The organism is Actinomadura sp. NBRC 104425, from assembly GCF_030269545.1.
Taxonomy (GTDB): domain Bacteria; phylum Actinomycetota; class Actinomycetes; order Streptosporangiales; family Streptosporangiaceae; genus Spirillospora; species Spirillospora keratinilytica.
Genome location: NZ_BSTN01000113.1, coordinates 1 through 447, shown reverse-complemented (window position 1 = coordinate 447; position 447 = coordinate 1). Strand labels below are relative to the sequence as shown.

The window sequence follows — 447 nt, the reverse complement described above, 5'->3', positions numbered from 1 at the left end:
CACCCGACCAGCCCAACCGCTCCGACACCGACGCCACATAGTTCGCCAGCGCCCCGTGCGTCACCGCCACCCCCTTCGGAACACCGGTCGAGCCGGAGGTGTAGATGACGTAGGCCAAACCGTGTGGGTCGGCGGGCGGCGCGCCGTCGAGGGGGCCGGGGGTCTTCTGGAGTTCGTCGAGCCAGATGACCGCCGTGCTCGCGGGCCGCTCGGCCAGTGCGGTGTCGGCCTGACGATCCGCCAGCACCACTCGGGTGCCGCTGTCGGCCAGCATGAACGCGATCCGCTCGGCGGGCGACTGCGCGTCGAGCGGCAGATAAGCGGCCCCGGCCTTCCACACACCCAAAATCGCGCCGATCATCTCAACGCCGGACGGCAGGCACAGCCCGACCACCGACTCCACACCCACACCCGCATCGCGCAGAAGGCGGGCGACCCGGTCCGCCC

General features: G+C 71.4%; 1 protein-coding gene. It reads right to left on the bottom strand.

Annotated features, from left to right (window positions below; all coding sequences use genetic code 11):
* Positions 1-403 (bottom strand): AMP-binding protein (locus QSK22_RS33345; RefSeq protein ID WP_285498493.1); only part of this gene is annotated, 403 nt, incomplete at its 3' end.
* Positions 404-447: the final 44 nt, after the last annotated feature.